This window comes from Streptomyces sp. NPDC029164 (assembly GCF_055563995.1).
This window is the reverse complement of sequence record NZ_JBVHWW010000055.1, coordinates 1-18,977: the sequence shown is the minus strand read 5'-3', so window position 1 is coordinate 18,977 and position 18,977 is coordinate 1. Positions and strand designations below refer to the sequence as shown.

Sequence of the window (18,977 nt, the reverse complement as noted above, 5' to 3'; positions counted from 1 at the left end):
TTGATAAGGGATGAGTAAGCGGCTGTGCCAGCCCAGGGGGCGGCCCACGACGGTTCTGTGACATGTCCAGGACGTGAGTGGAACAGTCGGTGCCGATTTGCAGTCGTCAGGAACGCAAGCGCAAACCCCTCGGAGTGGCGTGGAAGCCGGCCGCCTCCAGGTCCCGGCCCAGGGGTGAGGTCAGGGCGGCGGCGGCGTTGATGCGTTCCACCGTCAGCGCCGGGAGGGTGCCCGCGCGGGAGGCCGCGGCCAGGGCGGCCGTGGCGGCCGCGAGACGGGGGTCCTCCGGCGAGGGCCAGGCCAGCAGGGTCTTGCCGCCGCGCTCCAGGTACAGGGTGAGCTCGCCGTCCACCAGGACCACCAGGGAGCCCGCCTTGCGGCCCGGTTTGTGGGTGGCCCCGGCCGGGGGCTCGGGCCAGGGCAGGGCCGCACCGTACGCGTTCGCCGGGTCGGCCGCCGCCAGGACCACCGCCGCCAGCGGGGGCGGGGTCCGCTCGGCGGCCCGGAGGCGGTCCACCGCGCCGTCCATGGCGAACTGCGCCGCGCCCAGCCCCTCGACCACATAGCCCCGGCGGGCCTGGCCGCTGTCCTCGAAGGCCGAGAGGACGCGGTAGACCGCGCTGAAGCCCCCTTCGACGCCTTCCGCGGCCACCGCGCCCCGGGTGACCACGCCGTGCCGGTCCAGCAGGGTGCGGGCCAGCGCGTGGGCCCGGTGGGTCGGGTCGGGGGCCTGGGACGGCAGCAGCGACCAGCGCCCGGAGACGGTGGGCGGGCCCGTCCGGGACACGGTCGCGCTGAGCGTGCCGTACCGGCCGCGGGGGACCGTGCGCCGGGCCCGGTGGGCCGTGGAGCCCGCCGTGCGGCCCGAGCCCAGCAGCGAGCGCAGCGGGGCCAGGGTGTCGTTGGTGAGCCGGCCCGACCAGGCCAGGTCCCACACCGCCTCGGAGAGGGCGAGGTCGGAGACCTCCGGGAAGTCGGCGCGGATCGACTGCGCGATCTGGCGGAAGAACAGGCCGTACCCGCCGGTCAGGGAGGCCAGGACCGCCTGGTGGAGCGGGCTCGGATCCAGCGGGTGCGGCGGCGGCAGGAGCATCGGGGCCGCGTCCGCCAGGTAGAGGGAGATCCAGCCGTCCTTGCCCGGCAGGGCACCGGCGCCCGCCCAGACCACCTCTCCCGCGGTGGTCAGCTCGTCCAGGAGGCCGGGGGAGTACCCCGCCACCCGGGACGGGAGGATCAGGCGCTCCAGCGCCGAGGCCGGCACCGGGGCGCCCTGGAGCTGCTCGACCGCCCGGGCCAGCCCGTCGAGGCCGCGCAGGGCTCCCCCGAGGTGCTGCCACTGGGGCAGGAACGTGGCCAGCGAGGTCGGCGGTACGGGCTCCAGCTCCTGGCGGAGCGCGGCGAGGGAGCGGCGGCGGAGCCTGCGCAGCACCGTCGCGTCGCACCATTCCTGGCCGATGCCCGCCGGATGGAACTCGCCCTGGACCACCCGGCCGGCCGCCGCGAGCCGGTGCAGGGCGCCCTCGGTCACCGCCGTGCCCAGGCCGAAGCGGGCGGCGACGGCGGCCGTGGTGAACGGCCCGTGGGTACGGGCGTACCGGGCCAGCAGGTCCCCGAGCGGGTCCTTGACCGGCTCGGTGAACGCCTCCGGAACGCCGACGGGCAGCGCCGTGCCCAGCGCGTCCCGCAGCCGGCCCGCGTCCTCGACCGCCGCCCAGTGGTCCGCGCCGCCGATCCGGACCCGGATGGCACGGCGGGCCGCCGCGAGCTCCTGCGCCCAGGCCGGCTCCGCCCCGCGCTCGGTGAGCTGGTCCTGCGTCAGCGGGCCCAGCAGACGCAGCAGATCGGCCACCGACTCGGGATCCTTGGCCCGCCGGTCCTCGGTGAGCCACTGCAGTTCCCGCTCCAGCTCCTCCAGCACCTGCGCGTCGAGGAGCTCGCGCAGCTCCGCCTGCCCGAGCAGCTCGGCCAGCAGTCGGGAGTCCAGCGACAGCGCGGCAGCCCTGCGCTCGGCGAGCGGCGAGTCACCCTCGTAGAGGAACTGGGCGACGTACCCGAAGAGGAGGGAACGGGCGAAGGGGGAGGGCTCCGGGGTGGTGACCTCCACCAGGCGCACACGGCGCGCCTCGATGTCCCCCATCAGCTCGGTCAGGCCCGGCACGTCGAAGACGTCCTGGAGACATTCGCGTACGGCCTCCAGCACGATCGGGAAGGAACCGAACTCCGAGGCCACCTGGAGCAGTTGGGAGGCGCGCTGGCGCTGCTGCCACAGCGGGGTGCGCTTGCCCGGGCTGCGCCGCGGCAGCAGCAGGGCGCGGGCGGCGCACTCGCGGAAGCGGGAGGCGAACAGCGCGGATCCGCCGACCTGGTCGGTGACGATCTGGTTGATGTCGCCGTGGTCGAAGGCGACGTCCGCCGCGCCCAACGGGGCCTGCTCGTCGTCGAACTCGAAGGGCTGCGGGGCCGCGGGATCGTGGTCCAGCAGGTCCATGGACAGCAGGTCCGCGTCCGGGAGGCGCAGCACGATGCCGTCGTCGGCGTGCATCACCTGCGCGTCCATGCCGTACTTCTCGGCGAGGCGGGCGCCCAGCGCCAGCGCCCACGGGGCGTGCACCTGGGCACCGAAGGGGGAGTGGACCACGACCCGCCAGTCGCCCAGCTCGTCGCGGAAGCGCTCCACCACGATGGTCCGGTCGTCCGGGACGTGACCGCAGGCCTCGCGCTGTTCGGCGAGGTAGGCCAGCACGTTCTCCGCGGCCCAGGCGTCCAGGCCGGCCGCCAGCAGCCGCAGCCGGGCGTCCTCGTCGGTGAGGCCGCCGAGCTCGCGCAGGAACGCGCCGACCGCGCGGCCCAGTTCCAGGGGGCGGCCGAGCTGGTCGCCCTTCCAGAACGGCAGCCGGCCCGGCACCCCGGGGGCCGGAGTGACCAGGACGCGGTCGCGGGTGATGTCCTCGATCCGCCACGAGGTGGTGCCCAGGGTGAAGACGTCCCCGACGCGGGACTCGTAGACCATCTCCTCGTCGAGCTCGCCGACCCGGCCGCCGCCCTTCTTCGGGTCCGAGCCGGCCAGGAAGACGCCGAAGAGACCGCGGTCCGGGATGGTGCCGCCGGAGGTCACCGCGAGGCGCTGGGCCCCCGGCCGCCCGGTGATCGTCCCCGCCACCCGGTCCCAGACCACGCGCGGCCTCAGCTCGGCGAACGCGTCCGACGGATAGCGGCCCGCCAGCATGTCCAGCACCGCCGTGAACGCCGACTCCGGCAGCGCGGCGAACGGCGCCGCCCGCCGGACCAGGGCGAGCAGGTCGTCCAGCTGCCAGGTGTCCATCGCGACCATCGCGACCAGCTGCTGCGCCAGGACGTCGAGGGGGTTGGAGGGGACGCGGAGGGACTCGATCGCGCCCGTGCGCATCCGCTCGGTGACCACGGCCGCCTGCACCAGGTCGCCGCGGTACTTGGGGAAGACCACCCCGGTGGAGACCGCGCCCACCTGGTGGCCGGCCCGCCCCACCCGCTGGAGGCCGGACGCCACCGACGGCGGTGACTCCACCTGCACCACCAGGTCCACCGCGCCCATGTCGATGCCCAGCTCCAGGCTGGAGGTGGCGACCACGGCCGGCAGCCGGCCCGCCTTCAGGTCCTCCTCCACGATCGCCCGCTGCTCCTTGGAGACCGAGCCGTGGTGCGCGCGGGCCAGCAGGGGCGGGGCGCCCAGGGCTGCGCCCGACTGGGCCATGATCTCGGCCGGCGGCGAACCCTCCGGCAGCCGCTCGCCCATGGCGCGCTCGTACGCGATCTCGTTGAGGCGGTTGCACAGCCGCTCGGCGAGGCGGCGGGAGTTGGCGAACACGATCGTCGAGCGGTGGGCCTGCACCAGGTCCGCGATCCGCTCCTCCACATGCGGCCAGATCGACGGCTTGTCCCCGCCCTCCTTGCCCTCGGTCGCGGGCGAGCCGCCCAGCTCGCCCATGTCCTGCACCGGGACGACCACCGACAGGTCGAACTCCTTGGCGGAGGGCGGCTGGACGATCTCCACCTTGCCGCGCGGCGCGAGGTACCGGGCCACCTCGTCCACCGGCCGGACCGTCGCCGACAGCCCGATCCGGCGCGCCGGACGCGGCAGCAGCTCGTCGAGCCGCTCCAGGGAGAGGGCGAGGTGGGCGCCGCGCTTGGTCCCGGCGACCGCGTGCACCTCGTCCAGGATCACCGTCTCGATGCCGGTGAGGGCGTCCCGGGCGGCCGAGGTCAGCATCAGGAACAGCGACTCGGGGGTGGTGATGAGGATGTCCGGCGGGCGGGTGGCCAGCGCCCGGCGCTCGGCGGGCGGGGTGTCGCCGGAGCGGATCCCGACCCTGATGTCCGGCTCGGGCAGGCCGAGCCGGACGGACTCCTGCCGGATCCCGGTCAGCGGGCTGCGCAGATTGCGCTCCACGTCGACGGCCAGGGCCTTCAGGGGCGACACGTAGAGCACGCGGCAGCGCTTCTTCGACTCCGCGGGCGGCGGGGCCGAGGCGAGCCGGTCGAGGGCGGCGAGGAACGCGGCCAGCGTCTTGCCCGAGCCGGTCGGAGCGACGACCAGGACGTCCGAGCCCTCCCCGATCGCCCGCCAGGCACCCTCCTGGGCGGTCGTGGGCGTACGGAAGGCCCCCGTGAACCACGAGCGGGTCGCGGGGGAGAACGAGTCGAGCGCAGCGCCTGCCATGCCCCCATCGTGCACCCGGCCACTGACAACGGCCCGGACCTGGGGAAACGTGCGTCGCCGCCGGGGCGCAGAATGAGGGGATGGGGACGGAAGAGGGCGGCCGGGAGTGGGCGCGGCACTGGCAGTACGCGGAGCTGCCCGGGCTGGACCTGCTGCGCGCGCACTACGTACGCCACACCTTCCCGCGCCACGCGCACGACGGGTACGTCATCGCGGCCGTCACCGGTGGCATCGAGGAGGTCGGCCTGCCCGGCCACATCGTGCGCGCCGGACCGGGAAGCGTCGTCCTGATCAACCCCGAGGTGCCGCACACCGCGCGCGCCGGGGTGCCCGAGGGCTGGGCCTACGCCACCCTCTACCCCTCCCGCGAGCTGATCACCGAGGTCGCCGACGACATCGGCACCCTGCGCGGCACCCCCGGTTTCACGGCCGACGTGGTCACCGACCCGCACGGCTCGCGGACGATCACCGAGGTGCACCGGGCCGCCGAGGCCGGGAACGCGCTGGCCGCCGACACGCTGCTGCGGGGAGTCGTGGCGCGGATGCTGACCCGGCACGCGGGCCCGCTGCCGGCCCGTACGGTACGGCGCGCGGGCGCCGCCGACGCCGAACGGGCCCGGGCGGTGCTGGCGGAGCGGATGGCCGACCCGCCGTCGCTGGAGCAGCTCGCGGCGGACCTCGGCACCAGCCCGTTCGCGCTGCTGCGCGCCTTCCGCCAGCAGTACGGGATGCCGCCGCACACCTGGCTGACCGACGCCCGGGTCCGCCAGGCCCGCCGGCTGCTCGACACCGGCACCCCGCCGGCGGAGGCGGCCGTCACCGTCGGCTTCACCGACCAGCCGCACCTGAACCGCCACTTCACCCGCATCGTGGGCGTCCCGCCGGGCGCCTACCGGCGGGGGCGGGCCGTCTAGCTAGTCTGCCGGTCATGGACATCGGGGGAGTACTGGCGCGCTACGACGAGCAGGTGCGGCGACGGGTGCCCGAGTGGCCTCCCGTCGGCGCCGTGGTGGAGCGGGACGGGCCCCTCGTCCGCACCCACTACGGCACGCACGGGACGGTGCAGCACCCGCCGCTGCCCCGGATGACGTCGCGCGCCGAGCTCGCCGAACTGGTGCGGCGCCAGCAGCAGGCGTTCGCCGGGCGGGGCGAGCCCGCGCTGTGGAAGGTCCACGGGAACGACCCGCCGGAGCTGGCCGAGGAGCTGACCGCGGCCGGGTTCGCGGCCGACGAGGAGCGCTCGCTGCTGGTGGCGGAGTTCGAGGCCCTGGGCACCGGCGTGCGGGACGGCGTCCGCCACCTGGTCCTGGACGGTTCCGACTGGTGCGCGCGGGCGCACGAACTCGCGGTCTCCAGCGGTCCGCACGCGCTCCCCCTGCGCGAGTTCGAGGCGGATGCCCTGGGCCTGCACCAGCTGTCCGAGGCGGCCGTCCTGTCCGACCGCGGGCGGATGGTGGCCGTCGGCTGGGCGGGGCGCCCGGCCGGCACGGATTTCGTGGTCGTCGGCGGGGTCACCGGGCCGTATCCGGAGCTGGTCCGGTACTTCGCCCGGCTCGGGAGCAAGAGGTACCTGGCGGACCACGTCGCCCCGTACTGCCTCGTCGAGGCCCAAGGCGAGCTGCGGTCCGAGCTGTCGGCGGCGGGCTTCGCCGAGGTCACTACCGTGCGCACCCACCGCTGGGCCCCGGCGGACGCCACCCCCGCGCGCACCCGACCGGTGCGGAAGACCATCGGCGCGCTGGACGACGGCCCGGTGTGGGACCGGCTGGAGCGGGAGTTCGGCTTCCGGCCCTCCACGAGCCGGTTCCCCGGCTTCGACGCGCCGGCGCCCTCCGTCACCTGGTCGCTCGACGCGGTCGACCAGGGCCGAGAGGAGCGCCTCGACCAGCTCGGCCGGATCGCCGAGCGCGCGCTGCGCGCCGTCACCGGGCCCGGGGACACGCTGTACTGGCTCGACTGGCAGCACATCGGCCATGCCTTCGAGCCGCATCGGGTGGGCGGCCCCGGCCGCCCGAGGTGGCCGGGTTCGGTCTACCCGGAGGGCGACTACCACCTCTACCTCGACCCCGAGCTGCGCTTCGGCACCTTCGGGCACCCGTGGGAGCACACGCTCTGCGTGTTCGGGGCGCCGCTGTCGGCCGTCGTGGAGGCGGAGCTGACCGGGCTGCTCGGCGGTCCGGTGCGGCGGCGGGGCTGACGCCGGTGCGCGCAAGAACGTACAAGACCCATGCGGCGGGCTCCGCGTAGTTTCGGGGTGTGGGAGAGAAGCAGCTGGTCACAGAGCCAGAGATACGAGAGACGCACGTGCCCGACGCGCGGCCGCGGGCCGCCGTCATCCGGGACGCGCTCGGGGTCGGGGTGGCCGTCGGACTGTCCGGGTTCGCCTTCGGGGTGACCGCCGCCGGAGCCGGCATCAGCACCCTCCAGGCCTGCGTGCTGAGCCTGCTCGTCTTCACCGGCGCCTCGCAGTTCGCCCTGGTCGGAGCGCTCGCCGCGGGCGGGAACCCGTTCACCGCCGCGGCCGGGGCCTTCTTCCTCGGGACCCGCAACGCCTTCTACGGGCTGCGGTTGTCGCAGCTGCTCGCGCTGCCCCGCGCCGTACGGCCCTTCGCCGCGCACTGGGTGATCGACGAGACCACCGCCGTGGCGCTGGCCCAGCCCGACCGCAAGTCGGCCCGGCTCGGCTTCACCGTCACCGGGCTCAGCCTGTACGCGCTCTGGAACCTGACCACCCTGCTCGGCGCGCTCGGCGCCGAGGCCATCGGGGACACCCAGGCGTGGGGGCTGGACGCCGCCGGGCCCGCCGTGTTCCTGGCCCTGCTCGCGCCGATGCTGAAGACCGCCACCGAGCGGGCCGTCGCCGCCCTCGCGCTCGTGCTCGGGCTCGGCTTCCTGCCGGTGCTGCCCGCCGGGGTGCCCGTGCTGATCGCGGCCCTGGCCGCCCCCGTCGTGCTGTGGATGAAGGGACGCCGGCCGTGAACGTCTGGATCGCCATCGGCATCACCGTCGTCGGCTGCTACGCCGTCAAGCTCGCCGGGCTGCTCGTCCCCGCCGGGGCCCTGGAGCGGCCGGCGGTGCGCCGGCTGGCCGCCCTGCTGCCGGTCGCGCTGCTCGCCGCGCTCACCGCCCAGCAGACCTTCAGCACCGGGTCCGCCCTCGTCGTCGACGCCCGCGCCGCCGGGCTCGCCGCCGCCGGGCTGGCGCTGCTGCTGCGGGCCCCGTTCCTGGTCGTGGTCGCGGCCGCCGTCCTCGTCACCGCCGGGGTACGGGCCCTGGGCGGCTGATCCCGTCCGGCGGGCGCCCGTACGCCCGCAGGGTCAGCAGGGCCTCCAGCGTGGCGATCGGCCGCCGCTCCAGCGAGCTCCCCGGTGCCCAGGCCTCGCGGCGGACCGGCCAGCCGCCGTCCACCTGCTGGGCGGCGGTCAGGAAGTCCAGCGAGCGGCGCATCTCCTCGTCCGTGAACCAGCCGCGGGCCAGCGACTCCGGCCGCCGCGCGAAGTCGTGCGGGAACAGCTGCTCGCCCGGCGCGTAGCCCGGAGCCGGCGGGTACTCCGGCCGCCGCCGCGGGTCCAGCACCACGAGCCGCTGCTCGCGCACCAGCCGGCCCAGCCGGTCCGCGGCCGCCGCGGCGCGCGCCCGGTCCGGGACGCCGTCCAGGAAGGCCACCGCGCTCTGGACCTCGTACGGATGCGAGTGGCGCAGGTTCTCGACCCGGTCCCAGCAGAAGTCGGTCGCCCGGAAGAGCCAGGCGTGCCAGACCCGGTTGCGGTGCAGCAGACCGACGACCGGGCCGGTGGTCAGCAGCTCGCCCGGCGGGGCGTCGTACGTCGGGTGGTACGGGGCCGCCGGGTAGGCGCGCGGGGCCGGAGAGACCACCGGAAGCGCGCCGTCCGGAGTGGAGACCCCGGTCAAGTGGCGGCAGAGCCGCTCGATGCGCTGCCCGGCACAGCGGCCCAGGCTGTCCAGCACGCGCAGCGCGTGCGCGGTGTGCAGGGGCTGGCTGAGCGGACCGCGCAGATCCGGATCGAGGGCGTGACCGTAGCCGCCGTCGCCGTTGAGGTACGAACCGAGGGCGGTGTCCACCGGGTCGGCGTCCCCGCCGAGGAAGTGGAACGCGAACCGCCGCTGCTCCAGCACACGGGCCGTGAGCCAGATGAACTGCTCGGCGCGGGCCAGCGGGCTCTGCGGGCTCTCCGGCCCGTCCGGCCTCTGCGTGGACTGTGGGGGCTGGGGGGCCTGGGGGGCCTGCGTGGGCCGTGGGGTCTGCGACGTCTGCGAGGAAGCTTCGTCTCCGGGCATGCGTGCAAGGTAGGACGCGGCGGTGCGGCCGGGAGGGGCGAACGCGGCCGGTGCACTCTCCCGGGGCGGGATACTGGGGGCATGCGGTTGACGATTTTCTGGGAACGGATGGCCGAGCACTTCGGCGCGGGCTACGCCGACTCGTTCGCGCGGGACCACGTCATGACCGAGCTGGGCGGGCGGACCGTCCACCAGGCGCTGGACGCGGGCTGGGAGGCCAAGGACGTGTGGCGCGCCGTGTGTTCCGCGATGGACGTGCCGGCCTCGCTGCGCTGACGCCGCCGCGCACCGCTTCGTGGTTCGGGCGGTCGGTGGGCCAGACTTGGCGGCGTGGCAGCCAGTGATGAGACGACGACCGACGACCAGCCCGCCGACGTCCCCGATCCGGGCGGCGCACGTGCCGGAGGCGCCGGTGAAGGCCCCGGCGGCTTCCGTCGTCCGGTAGCCCCCGGCGGCCCCGTCCCGCAGGCCGGCTCCGGCGGGGCGGGCAGCCCCCCGGCCGGTGCGGCCCCCGCGGCCCCCGGATGGGAGGAGGCGCGGATGCCGCGCTGGCTGCCGCGCGCCGTGATCCTCATCCTGGCGCTCGTCGCCTGCTTCCAGCTCGGCAGCTGGGCCTTCCACCAGCTCATCGGGCTGCTCGTCAACATCCTGATCGCGTTCTTCCTCGCGCTCGCGATCGAGCCGGCGGTGTCCGGGATGGCGGCCCGCGGCATGCGCCGCGGGCTCGCCACCTTCGTGACGTTCCTCGCGGTGTTCATCGTGACCGCCGGCTTTCTCGCGCTGCTCGGCTCGCTGCTCGCCGGGCAGATCGTCGCCATGGTCGAGGGCTTCCCGGGCTATCTCGACTCGGTGATCAAGGCGATCAACTCCACCTTCCACACCGAACTGTCCCGGGTGGAGATCCAGGAGAGCGTGCTGCGCTCCGACTGGCTGCGCAAGTACGTGCAGAACAGCGCGTCCGGCGTGCTCGACGTCTCCGCCACGGTGCTCGGCGGACTCTTCAAGCTGCTGACGATCGGGTTGTTCTCCTTCTACTTCGCCGCCGACGGACCGCGGCTGCGGCGGGCCCTGTGCTCCGTACTGCCGCCCGCCAAGCAGGCCGAGGTGCTGCGCGCCTGGGAGATCGCCGTCGCCAAGACGGGCGGCTACCTCTACTCGCGCGGGCTGATGGCGCTGATCTCCGGTATCGCCACCTACATCGTGCTGGCGGTCCTCGGCGTGCCGTACGCGCCCGCCCTCGCGATGTGGGTGGGGCTGGTCTCCCAGTTCGTCCCCACCATCGGCACCTATCTCGCGGGTGCGCTGCCGGTGCTGATCGCCTTCACCGTCGAACCCTGGTACGCGCTGTACGTCCTCGGTTTCGTGGTGGTCTACCAGCAGTTCGAGAACTACGTCCTGCAGCCCAAGCTGACCTCGAAGACCGTGGACATCCATCCGGCGGTCGCCTTCGGATCGGTCATCGCGGGCACGGCCCTGCTGGGCGCGGTCGGGGCGCTCGTCGCGATCCCGGCCGTCGCCACGCTGCAGGCCTTCCTCGGCGCGTACGTGAAGCGCTACGCGCTGACGGAGGCGGCGCACACCTCTACGGCGCGTCCCCGGCGCCGCCGAGTGCGCTTTCCACGGCTGCGGTGACGGTCGCCTCGGCGGCGTCCTTGCGCACGCCGAGGCCGCTCAGCGGGCCCTCGCCGTTCTCCAGCTCCAGCAGTGCGAGCAGGATGTGCTCGGTGCCGACGTAGTCGTGCCCCAGGCGCAGGGCCTCGCGGAAGGTGAGCTCCAGGGCCTTCTTCGCGGACGCGTCGAAGGGGATGAGGTCGGGGACCTCCGCCTGCGGCGGGGGCAGTACGGCGGCCACTGCGGCGCGTACGTCGTCCGCCGCGACCCCCTGGGCGCCCAGAGCGAGGCCCGCGAAGCTCTCGGGCTCGGCCAGCAGGCCCAGGACCAGGTGGTCGGTGCGGATCTCGACGCCGCCGGCGGCGCGGGCCTCGTTCTGCGCGCTCACGACGACGTTGCGGGCGCGGGCGGTGAAGCGGCCGAAGCCCGCGTTCGGGTCGAGCGCGGCGGCACCCTCCTTGTCCGCCTTGGGGACGAAGCGCTTCTGGGCCGCCTGGCGGGTGACGCCCATGCTGCGGCCGATGTCGGTCCAGGAGGCGCCGGAGCGGCGTGCCTGGTCGACGAAGTGGCCGATGAGGTGGTCCGCGACGTCCCCGAGGGCCTCGGCGGCGACGACGGCGCCGCTGAGCTGCTCCAAGGGGTCGGTGTGGACCTTGTTGATGGCCTCGATCAGGTCGTCGAGGCGCACCGGATTGGTCATGCGAACGGGTTCCACGGAAGGGTTCGTCATGGATGCAACCGTAGGTTGACAGTCAAGAGAGTGTCAACCCTGGGTTGTCAGTCGCGCCGCTCTCGGTCACGGTGTGACGGGGCGCCGTGGCTGGTCCCCGTCTTCCTCCGCGCGCGGCCAGTACCGTCCTTCGAGGGCCTCGGCGCTGCGGTTGAGCCGGACCAGGACGTCCTCCAGCTCCCGTACTTCCTCGGGGGACCAATTCGCGACCACCCGGGCCAGGCAGGACTGGTTGACCTCGCGGTCTTCGGCGAGCCGGCGCCCGCCTTCAACGGTGATGCGCAGCTTGCGGGCCATCCCGCCGTCCGGGTCCGCGACGCGCTCGGCCAGCCCGCAGCGCAGCAGTGCGGCCGTCTGGCGGTTCACGGTCGAGGTGTCGAGCCCGAAGGCATCCGCCAGCTGTCCTATGGACATGGGGCCCTGTGTGTCGATCCGGCTGAGCAGCAGGTACGCCGACCGCTCCAGGCGTTCGGGGTCGCGCTCGCGCCGGGCGAGCACCTGGTGCCGTGAGAGCAGCATCAGCTCCCGCTCCAGTTTCTCCAGCACTGCGCCTCCAGCTCCTTCCGGCGCTCCATTATCGCGGACCCCCTGCGCGGCGCGGCCCGCGGGCCGGCCGCGCGATATGCATGATACATAGCATGTGTACTATGCACTTCTCGTTGCAGTCCGACGAGCCACGAGCCACGAGCCACACGCCTCAATCCGGAGGACCCGCATGACCGTCACCACGTCCACCGCCTCCCGCGCGGCCGAGATCCTGTCCCGGCCCGTCAAGCTGAACGGCCTGACCGTCCCCAACCGCATCGCGATGGCGCCGATGACGCGGATGTTCTCCCCCGGCGGCGTACCCGGCGAGGACGTGCAGGCGTACTACGCCAGCCGGGCCGCCGCGGGCGTGGGCCTGATCGTCACCGAGGGCACCTACGTCGGTCACGACTCCGCCGGGCAGAGCGACCGGGTGCCGCGGTTCCACGGCGAGGACCAGCTGGCGGGGTGGGCGAAGGTCGCCGCGGCCGTGCACGAGGCGGGCGGCACGATCGTGCCCCAGCTGTGGCACATAGGCATGGTGCGCAAGCAGGGCGAGGCGCCGTACGCCGACGCCCCCGCCGTCGGACCCTCCGGCATCCGCGTCGACGGCACCGAGGGGACCGGCAGGGCGATGACCCGCGCCGACCTCGACGACGTCATCGGCGCGTTCGCCGACGCCGCCGCGGAGGCCGAGCGGGCCGGCTTCGACGGCGTCGAGCTGCACGGCGCCCACGGCTACCTGCTCGACCAGTTCCTGTGGGAGCGGACCAACCGCCGCACCGACTCCTTCGGCGGCGACGCGGTGGCCCGTACGAAGTTCGCCGCGGAGATCGTGGCCGCGGTCCGCGAGCGCGTCGCGGCCGACTTCCCGGTGATCTTCCGCTACTCGCAGTGGAAGCAGGAGGCCTACGACGCACGGCTCGCGCAGACCCCGGAGGAGCTGGAGGCGATCCTGGCCCCGCTGGCGGCGGCGGGCGTCGACGCGTTCCACGCCTCCACCCGGCGCTACTGGATCCCGGAGTTCGAGGGCTCGGACCTGAACCTGGCGGGCTGGACCAAGAAGCTCACTGGGCGGCCGGCCATCACCGTCGGGTCGGTCGGCCTCGACGGCGACTTCATCCGCGCCTTCGCCGGGGAGGGTGCGGCGCTCGGCGACATCGACAACCTCCTGGACCGCATGGAACGCGACGAGTTCGACATGGTCGCCGTGGGCCGGGCGCTGCTCCAGGACCCGCAGTGGGCGGCGAAGGTCCTCGGCGACCGCTTCGACGAGCTGAAGCCGTACGACGCGGCGGCGCTCAGGTCGCTCAGCCGATAGCCGGTGGCCGTCCTGTGACTGGGCGTTCTACTTGGCCACCGAGCATTGCACGCGGCTGTGCGGTGCTTGGTGCGCGACGACAGGGTGAGCACGACGAGCAACTCGTGATCTATGCGTCGGGCGGTGTCCATCGCTTGATGATGTGGGGCTGAGAGTGCGGTGCCGGCCATGCCTGGATCCGGATCTCCTCCATCTCTTCCGGCTCGTCCTCGCTGTCGGGGCCGGGGAAGGCAGCAGCTTCGAGGTTTCGCCGGGACGTCCGGATGCGGGTCCATCCGGCGGGCATGTCGAAGCGTGCTGCGTCGGGGATGTAGTCGGTGCAGCCCAGCACGACGAGGCGTCCCGAGGTCAGGTTGAGGCTTGCCTCGACGACGTGGTCGAAGTCGTCGCTGTCATCGTCCGGCCGGCCCGTGAGGAGGTCGAGGGCGACGGTGACGGTGACGTTGACAGCGGTGCCGATGGCCAGGGCGTGTTCGTCGACCCCGAGCCCGTCGAGGAAGGCCTGCTCGGTCCATACGTCGCCGATGCCGGTCTCGGTTGCCTCGGATTCATCGTCCATGACGTAGATCTGGAAGTAGTCCGCGAAGAGCTCAAGATTGGTCGCCACGGAGGCATCATTCCTGCTGCCTGGGAACGGCACGTGTGTCGTGCGGGGCCGTGCTCGCGCGGTGGGGCGGGCCATGGTCGGTCGCGGGAGATCCGGCGGCGGAGGGAACGGTCCGCGGCTGGATCCGTCGGCCCGGAGGGCCGGTGGGCGTGGTGCGCTTGACAGGAAAATCGAACATCCATTCTGATGAGTTATCCACAGCCGAACCGGTCGTGGAGGCGCATTGTCAGTGGCAGGCATTAGCGTCAATGGCGTGAAGCGATCGACTCAAGCAAACCGGGTGGAACCCATGGCAGGCACCGACCGCGAGAAGGCTCTCGACGCCGCGCTCGCACAGATTGAACGGCAATTCGGCAAGGGTGCGGTCATGCGCCTCGGCGACAAGCCGAACGACCCCATCGAGGTCATCCCCACCGGGTCGACCGCGCTGGACATCGCGCTCGGCGTCGGCGGGCTGCCCCGCGGCCGCGTGATCGAGGTGTACGGGCCGGAGTCCTCCGGTAAGACGACCCTGACCCTGCACGCCGTGGCCAATGCGCAGAAGGCCGGCGGCACCGTCGCCTTCGTGGACGCCGAGCACGCGCTCGACCCCGAGTACGCGAAGGCCCTCGGCGTCGACACCGACAACCTCATCCTGTCGCAGCCGGACACGGGCGAGCAGGCCCTGGAGATCGTGGACATGCTCGTCCGCTCCGGTGCCCTCGACCTGATCGTCATCGACTCCGTGGCGGCCCTCGTGCCGCGCGCGGAGATCGAGGGCGAGATGGGCGACTCGCACGTGGGTCTCCAGGCCCGACTGATGAGCCAGGCGCTCCGGAAGATCACCGGTGCGCTCAACCAGTCCAAGACCACCGCGATCTTCATCAACCAGCTCCGCGAGAAGATCGGTGTGATGTTCGGCTCGCCGGAGACCACCACCGGTGGCCGCGCGCTGAAGTTCTACGCCTCCGTGCGTCTGGACATCCGCCGCATCGAGACCCTGAAGGACGGCACGGACGCGGTCGGTAACCGCACCCGCGTCAAGGTGGTCAAGAACAAGGTCGCGCCCCCGTTCAAGCAGGCCGAGTTCGACATCCTCTACGGCCACGGCATCAGCCGCGAGGGCGGTCTGATCGACATGGGCGTCGAGCACGGCTTCGTGCGCAAGGCCGGTGCCTGGTACACGTACGAGGGCGACCAGCTCGGCCAGGGCAAGGAGAACGCGCGGAAGTTCCTCTGCGACAACCCCGCCCTCTCCGACGAGATCGAGCGGAAGATCAAGGAGAAGCTGGGCGTGGGGGTCCGCAAGGACGCCGACACCGCCGCCCCCGAGGCCGGTGCCGCAGCGGCCGACGCGGCAGCCGCCGCCGTGCCCGCCCCGGCGTCGAAGGCCAAGACGACGGCCAAGGCCGCCGTGGCCAAGAGCTGACCCGTGCGGGAGCAGGAAGGGGGCGGCAGGAGCAGGCGCGGTCGTGAGGACCGTCCGGAACTGCCGCCCCAGAGCCCCGAGGAGCAGGCGCGGGCGATCTGCCTGCGCCTGCTCACGGGGAGCCCGCGCACCCGGCGCCAGCTCGCGGACGCCCTGCACAAGCGGGGCATCCCCGAGGAGGTGTCGCAGCAGGTCCTCTCCCGGTACGAGGAGGTGGGCCTGATCGACGACGCCGCCTTCGCCGGGGCCTGGGTCGAATCCCGGCACCGAGGCCGGGGCCTAGCCCGCCGGGCGCTCGCCCAGGAGCTCCGGACCAAGGGGGTGCACGCCACCCTCGTGGAGGAGGCCCTGGAACTGCTCGACTCCGAGCAGGAGGAGGAGACCGCCCGGGAGCTCGTGGAGCGCAAGCTCCGCGCCACCCGGGGCCTGGAGCGCGACAAGCGGATCCGGCGCCTCGCCGGGATGCTCGCCCGCAAGGGATACCCGGAGGGCATGGCCCTGCGGGTGGTGCGCCGCGCGCTGGAGGCGGAGGGCGAGGACGCCGACGAGCTCGGGTACCAGGGGGAGTGAACCGCCGGGCCCGGGGTGCGGGTAGCCCCCGCGTACGGATGCCGGGGTACGCCAGTGTCAGGAGCCGCGTCCGTCAGCAGAGTTGACGGCATGATGTGCGTTACGCCCTTCAGACCCTCAGGGATCGCAAGGCCGGTTTCCTCGGCGCCTTCGTCGCACTGCTGTGCGCGGCCGCCCTCGTCACCGCCTGCGGCGCCGTTGCGGGGGCTCTGCCCCCGAGCCCCCGCGCCTCAAACGCCGGCGGGGCTGGAGGATCGCCTCAAACGTCGGCGGGGCCGGATGTGCGGCGGCCCGGGTGGTGTGAGGGCGCGTCAGGCGGGTGTGACCGGGAGGCCGGCTGATTTCCAGGCCTGGAAGCCGCCGGCCAGGTCGGTCGCCCGGTGGAGGCCCAGGGAGTGGAGGGAGGCCGCGGCGAGGGTGGAGGCGTAGCCCTCGTTGCAGATCACCACCACCTGAAGGTCGTGCCCGGTGGCCTCGGGGGCGCGGTGGCTGCCGCGGGGGTCCAGGCGCCACTCCAGTTCGTTGCGTTCGACCACCAGTGCCCCCGTGATCAGGCCGTCGCGCTCGCGCAGGGCCTGGTAGCGGATGTCCACCAGCAGGGCGCCGGCGCGGGAGGCGGCGTACGCCTCCTCCGGGCCGACGCGGGTGTAGCCCGCGCGGACCTGCTCCAGCAGCTCGTCGATGCCGACGGGGGCGCTCACTGCCAGTCCGCCGGGCGCTCGACGTGCTCCAGGTGCAGCACCGGGCCGCTGCGGCTGTAGCGGCGGATCAGCGGGAGCGGCGGGTAATACGCGTGCACCGAGACCGCGTGCTCGGTCGGGGACTCGTTGAGGACCTCGTGTACGTGGTGTTCCAGGAACGCCCGCCCGGTGCCCGCGTCCAGCGTGCGGCGGCGGTCGACGTCGGGAGCCAGTTCCAGCGAGCGCCAGCCCTCCGAGGGCAGCCGTACGGCCAGCGAGTGTTCGGTGAGCCGGCCCCGGGCGGTGGCGAACGCGCCCCGCGATTCGGCGTGGTCGTGCCAGCCGGTGCCGGTGCCCGGCGGCCAGCCGATCAGCCAGGCCTCGCTGCCGCCCGGCCCGTCCAGCCGGATCCACGTGCGGCCCTCCGGATCGAGCGGAAGCGAGGCCACGGCGGCGGGGTCGGCTGCCGTGCGGAGGGCGAAGTCGAGGAGTTCGGCGGCCGTGGGATCCCCGGCCGGCGCGGGCTCAGGGGTGTACGGGCGTGCGGTGGACGCGGGTGCAGACGCAGACATGAAAGGAGACCGTTCCTGGGTTCGCGGAGGTGCGCGCAGGCCGGTGGACGGCACGGGGCGCGCGAAGGGAAGGGCGAATCAACAGGAAGGGCGACACACGCAGCCCGCGTAGCGGAGCAGGTCCATATGGACCCTCCGCCACAGGCGTACGTCGTTGCCGGTCATTCGGCGAGTGAACCACGAGTGCGGGAGGACGGTCAATCGATCACCACGGTCGGTGTCGTCGAGGGGGCGGGCAGCCGGGACTCGGGCGCGCCCGCCCGGACCGTGTCCGCCGCCTCGTACAGCTCCGCCGGGCGGACCCCCGCGAAGGTCGCCGCCAGGTGCCCGTCCGGCCGTACGAGCAGCACGGTGTGGGCCGGCGCACCCGGGTAGGAGTCCGCGACCAGCAGGTCGGTACGGACCGGAAGGGCGCTCACCGCCGCGGCGAGGCGGGGCATCAGCCCGGCGCCGAGCCAGTGGCGCCGGTCCCAGACCCCGGTGCCCGGGGCGACCAGGACCACCAGCAGCCGCCCCTGCCCCAACAGGTCCCGCAGCGGCACCGTCGACCCGTCGGGCGCGGTCACGGGGACGTTCGCCACCGGACCGCCCGGTTCGGTGGCCGTCGGCACCTCGCGTACGGCGACCGGCGGGGCGTACGCCGGCTCCGCGCCCAGCAGCCCGCGCCCGAGGTGGCCGTCGGTGAGGAGGGATTCGGCGGAGCGCGCGGCTCCGGGCAGATAGGTGCGCAGGCCGCCGCCGGCCCGCAGCGTCGGCATCGCCTGGTCGGCCGCGCGCAGCCGGGAGGCGACCGCGGTGCGCCGCTCGCCCTCGTAGCTGTCGAGCAGGGCTTCGGAGGCTCCCTGGTGCCAGGCCAGGGACAGCTTCCACGCGAGGTTCTCGGCGTCCCGGAGCCCCTCCTCGACCCCCTGGGTGCCGAGTGCCCCCAGCAGGTGCGCGGCGTCGCCGGCGAGGAAGGCACGGCCGTCGCGCCAGCGCCGGGCGAGGCGGTGGTGCAGCGTGTGGACGCCGGTGTCGATGAGGTCGTACGGGGGAGTGCTGCCACCGCACCACACCGCGAGGGTGTCCCGGATCAGGGTCACCAGCGTGTCGGGAGTCACCAGCTCCCCGCGGGCGGGCAGCAGCCAGTCCAGCCGCCACACCCCGTCGGGCAGCGGCCGGGAGGTGACCTCCCGCGGCGCGCTGCGGTGCAGCAAGGCCTCGCCCGGCCAGGGGAGTTCGGTGCGCAGCGCGGCCACGGCGTGCCGCTCCACGGCGGTGCGGCCGGGGAAGCGGATGCCGAGCAGCTTGCGCACGGTGGAGCGGGCCCCGTCGCAACCGACCAGGTAACTCCCGCGCCACCACGTGGTCTCGGCGCCCCGGGTGTGGGCGGTGACGCCGTGGCCGTCCTGCTCCACGGCGTCCAGACGGCTCTCGGTGACCAGCTGGACCAGCGGATGCGCCGCGGCGGCGTCGCGCAGCCCGCGCGTCAGCGCGTGCTGCGGCACGTGCAGGGGGGCCGGATGGTCCTCGAAGGTGATCCGCTGGGTGTCCCGGCCGCGCCGCATGGTGCGCCAGGCGGCGAAGTACGCCCCCTCGTCGCGCAGCGTCGTACAGCCCAGCCGGTGCGCCATGGACGCGGTGTCGGCGTGCAGGACGACCGTACGGGCCGGGCGCGGTTCCTCCTTGCCGGGCCCTTCGTCGAGCACGACGGAGGGCACGCCCGCGCCCGCCAGGGCGAGGGACAGGGACAGCCCAACGGGCCCCGCGCCGACGACGATCACCGGGTCCATGATGTGGCTCCCGGTGTCCGGTATGTGATCACAGAACGTATGCAACCCACTGTAGGTGCCCGCGTCAAGTGACACCCGAGGGCGCAACGCAGTGTGGTGGGGGGGGGGGGGGGCGGGCCCCCCCCCCCCCCCCCCACCCCCCCCCCCCCCCCTTCCCACCAGGGGGAGCCCCCCAGAGGGGTCTAG

18 protein-coding genes are annotated in these 18,977 nt (G+C 73.8%); 9 read left to right on the top strand and 9 right to left on the bottom strand.

The genetic code is table 11. From position 1 onward, the window contains the following. Positions 1-106: 106 nt before the first annotated feature. A complete protein-coding gene (locus ACZ4VT_RS34930) occupies positions 107-4,696 on the bottom strand; it encodes an ATP-dependent helicase (protein ID WP_467955413.1) in 4,590 nt (1,529 codons plus the stop codon). 80 nt (positions 4,697-4,776) lie between these two features. Between ACZ4VT_RS34930 and ACZ4VT_RS34925 the strand changes: the two genes are divergently transcribed. From ACZ4VT_RS34925 to ACZ4VT_RS34910, 4 genes are read left to right on the top strand one after another with little or no spacing between them, the layout of a single operon-like run. Beyond that, on the top strand, positions 4,777-5,610 hold the full coding sequence (locus tag ACZ4VT_RS34925; protein ID WP_467955412.1) for a helix-turn-helix transcriptional regulator: 834 nt from the start codon (positions 4,777-4,779) through the stop codon (positions 5,608-5,610). A gap of 14 nt (positions 5,611-5,624) precedes the next feature. Further along, a complete protein-coding gene (locus ACZ4VT_RS34920) occupies positions 5,625-6,893 on the top strand; it encodes a DUF2716 domain-containing protein (protein ID WP_467955411.1) in 1,269 nt (422 codons plus the stop codon). A gap of 59 nt (positions 6,894-6,952) precedes the next feature. Further along, a complete protein-coding gene (locus ACZ4VT_RS34915) occupies positions 6,953-7,675 on the top strand; it encodes an AzlC family ABC transporter permease (protein ID WP_467955410.1) in 723 nt (240 codons plus the stop codon). Next, the gene (locus tag ACZ4VT_RS34910; protein WP_467955409.1) at positions 7,672-7,980 is read left to right on the top strand and encodes an AzlD domain-containing protein; all 309 of its coding nucleotides are present in this window, start codon (positions 7,672-7,674) and stop codon (positions 7,978-7,980) included. The genes ACZ4VT_RS34915 and ACZ4VT_RS34910 overlap by 4 nt, the downstream gene beginning before the upstream one ends. Here ACZ4VT_RS34910 and ACZ4VT_RS34905 read toward each other — a convergent pair. Continuing rightward, positions 7,949-8,995, bottom strand: coding sequence for a hypothetical protein (locus tag ACZ4VT_RS34905; protein ID WP_467955408.1), 1,047 nt, complete (start codon positions 8,993-8,995; stop codon positions 7,949-7,951). The two genes, ACZ4VT_RS34910 and ACZ4VT_RS34905, sit on opposite strands and share 32 nt — an antisense overlap. Before the next feature lie 81 nt (positions 8,996-9,076). Between ACZ4VT_RS34905 and ACZ4VT_RS34900 the strand changes: the two genes are divergently transcribed. After that, on the top strand, positions 9,077-9,271 hold the full coding sequence (locus ACZ4VT_RS34900; protein ID WP_030154244.1) for a DUF3046 domain-containing protein: 195 nt from the start codon (positions 9,077-9,079) through the stop codon (positions 9,269-9,271). A 54-nt stretch (positions 9,272-9,325) separates the two neighbouring features. Then, positions 9,326-10,627, top strand: coding sequence for an AI-2E family transporter (locus ACZ4VT_RS34895; RefSeq protein ID WP_467955407.1), 1,302 nt, complete (start codon positions 9,326-9,328; stop codon positions 10,625-10,627). Here ACZ4VT_RS34895 and ACZ4VT_RS34890 read toward each other — a convergent pair. Beyond that, a complete protein-coding gene (locus ACZ4VT_RS34890; protein ID WP_467955406.1) occupies positions 10,578-11,336 on the bottom strand; it encodes a Clp protease N-terminal domain-containing protein in 759 nt (252 codons plus the stop codon). The genes ACZ4VT_RS34895 and ACZ4VT_RS34890 overlap by 50 nt on opposite strands. 66 nt (positions 11,337-11,402) lie before the next feature. Beyond that, the gene (locus ACZ4VT_RS34885) at positions 11,403-11,855 is read right to left on the bottom strand and encodes a MarR family winged helix-turn-helix transcriptional regulator (protein ID WP_467955425.1); all 453 of its coding nucleotides are present in this window, start codon (positions 11,853-11,855) and stop codon (positions 11,403-11,405) included. Between the two features lie 196 nt (positions 11,856-12,051). Here ACZ4VT_RS34885 and ACZ4VT_RS34880 point away from each other — a divergent pair, with 196 nt between their 5' ends. Continuing rightward, positions 12,052-13,182 carry an NADH:flavin oxidoreductase gene (locus ACZ4VT_RS34880; RefSeq protein WP_467955405.1) on the top strand — a complete coding sequence of 377 codons (1,131 nt, stop codon included), beginning with the start codon at positions 12,052-12,054 and terminating at the stop codon, positions 13,180-13,182. Between the two features lie 109 nt (positions 13,183-13,291). On the opposite strand, the gene ACZ4VT_RS34875 is transcribed toward ACZ4VT_RS34880, so the two are convergent. Beyond that, entirely contained in the window at positions 13,292-13,789 is a 498-nt protein-coding gene (locus ACZ4VT_RS34875) for a hypothetical protein (RefSeq protein ID WP_467955404.1), read from the bottom strand. Between the two features lie 289 nt (positions 13,790-14,078). Here ACZ4VT_RS34875 and recA point away from each other — a divergent pair, with 289 nt between their 5' ends. Both recA and recX read left to right on the top strand, forming a co-directional pair. Continuing rightward, positions 14,079-15,197, top strand: coding sequence for a recombinase RecA (recA, locus tag ACZ4VT_RS34870; RefSeq protein WP_362801513.1), 1,119 nt, complete (start codon positions 14,079-14,081; stop codon positions 15,195-15,197). Between the two features lie 3 nt (positions 15,198-15,200). Beyond that, positions 15,201-15,767 (top strand): recombination regulator RecX, encoded by a 567-nt coding sequence (gene recX, locus ACZ4VT_RS34865; protein ID WP_467955403.1) that lies wholly within the window; start codon positions 15,201-15,203, stop codon positions 15,765-15,767. Positions 15,768-16,078: 311 nt separating this feature from the next. Here the strand turns inward: recX and ACZ4VT_RS34860 are convergent, their stop codons facing one another. From ACZ4VT_RS34860 to ACZ4VT_RS34845, 4 genes are all read right to left on the bottom strand, one after another. Beyond that, entirely contained in the window at positions 16,079-16,474 is a 396-nt protein-coding gene (locus ACZ4VT_RS34860; protein WP_467955424.1) for a rhodanese-like domain-containing protein, read from the bottom strand. Beyond that, the gene (locus ACZ4VT_RS34855; RefSeq protein ID WP_467955402.1) at positions 16,465-17,019 is read right to left on the bottom strand and encodes a cupin domain-containing protein; all 555 of its coding nucleotides are present in this window, start codon (positions 17,017-17,019) and stop codon (positions 16,465-16,467) included. The genes ACZ4VT_RS34860 and ACZ4VT_RS34855 overlap by 10 nt, the downstream gene beginning before the upstream one ends. A gap of 78 nt (positions 17,020-17,097) precedes the next feature. Next, positions 17,098-17,184 (bottom strand): putative leader peptide, encoded by an 87-nt coding sequence (locus tag ACZ4VT_RS34850; protein ID WP_311318651.1) that lies wholly within the window; start codon positions 17,182-17,184, stop codon positions 17,098-17,100. A gap of 32 nt (positions 17,185-17,216) precedes the next feature. Then, a complete protein-coding gene (locus ACZ4VT_RS34845) occupies positions 17,217-18,791 on the bottom strand; it encodes an FAD-dependent monooxygenase (protein ID WP_467955401.1) in 1,575 nt (524 codons plus the stop codon). Between the last annotated feature and the right edge of the window lie 186 nt (positions 18,792-18,977).